The following is a 1,329-nucleotide window of genomic DNA, read 5'->3' on the forward strand; positions in this document are numbered from 1 at the left end:
AACCTTGGGCTGTTGGTTGAGCCGGGATCCGATTGAGGAACTGGGAGCAGTAGTAATGATGTTTGAGACGAAGGACCTTGAGCGAATCAAGCGTATCCTGCCTGCATCGCCAGAGGCTCGGCACATCCTGCTTGGGAATCGTTATTATCTCAGCAAGCTCGCGGCGTTGAACTCCAGCTTTGCCTTTGGCGGCGGCACGGCTGCTTCTGTTAAGCAGCTTTACGTTTTTGTTGGAAACGACCCAATCCTCGGCTACGACCCAGACGGCAATGTTGCCCAGTGGGTTGGAGCGTGCGGCGTTGGCTGTGTGATTGGTGGAATTGGTGGGTTCTTCGGCGGGATTTCCGGAGGGTGGAAAGGAGCGGCTTGCGGTGCGCTTGGCGGGGCACTCAATGGATGCTGTTCAGCTGTTATCTGCACAACGATGCCGCAGTTCTGTGTTGCAGGCTCATGCATCTGCGGAGCAATCGGTTCGTTTGCGGAACAGTTGTGCATGGGAGGTTTCAACTACAAGGACAAGTGTGCTTGGGCCGCTCTTGTTAGTTCGGGAATCGTGGGTTGCCTTGGCGGTGCTGCCACGGTTTCCGAGAACGCTAAGGCGCAACTGATTCAGTTCGTCACAGGCGTTGATATTGCCTCGCTGACTGCCTTGTGCGGCAAGTTCTAGGAAGGTTTTCCATGAGTGGCTGGAGTCTTGAATTTACAGGGGCGGTTGTAAGCATTGGGGTTTTCGTTTACTTCTGCTTTCTTTATGGGCGCTCCTTCTCTTTCAGCAAGGTACGCCTTGTCGGTTTGGCTCTCGGCTGCGCGCTTCTCCTTGTGCCGGTTGTTTGGAAACTGCGCGGCCCGACTTCGGGAACGTCACCGGCACTACCGTCTGTTCTGCTTGCTGTGACCTATGGGTTCGTTTTCGGTGTCTTCGCGCTGGCTGTTTCGTGTCAGCAGCGGAAGAGCATCGTTGGACGCGCAATTAGCAAATACCTCCACTGCCAACCAAGGTGAACCGGCCGGTCTCCCGCAACGCGGGACTTCTATGATGTGCCGAAGGGACGAAGGGTCGGGGCTTGAAGGGAGGGTGTTTTGGGGGATATTTGCGGTGGCTCGGCCTGTAGATGCAAACAGGCGAAGCCGTGCGAAGTGATGATGCATTGGGCGAATCAGGTTGCGTCCTTGGGGCGCTGACGACGGCGATCCATAACGGCACGAATGCGGGGGAGCATTTTCCAATGTATGACGGGAAAGGGAATATGATGGTGTTTACGCGCGGGGCGGATGGGAGCTGGTGGGTGTACACGTACGATCTGTACGGGCAGTTGGTGTCGGGTCGGC

1 pseudogene is annotated in these 1,329 nt (G+C 56.2%); it reads left to right on the forward strand.

Annotation, left to right across the window (positions count from 1 at the left end):
• Nucleotides 1-667, forward strand: a pseudogene (locus ACPDIX_RS15015) (hypothetical protein); the annotation flags it as partial.
• Nucleotides 668-1,329 lie beyond the last annotated feature (662 nt).

The sequence above is a fragment of the Limisphaera sp. 4302-co genome (assembly GCF_049537155.1).
GTDB lineage: Bacteria > Verrucomicrobiota > Verrucomicrobiia > Limisphaerales > Limisphaeraceae > Limisphaera.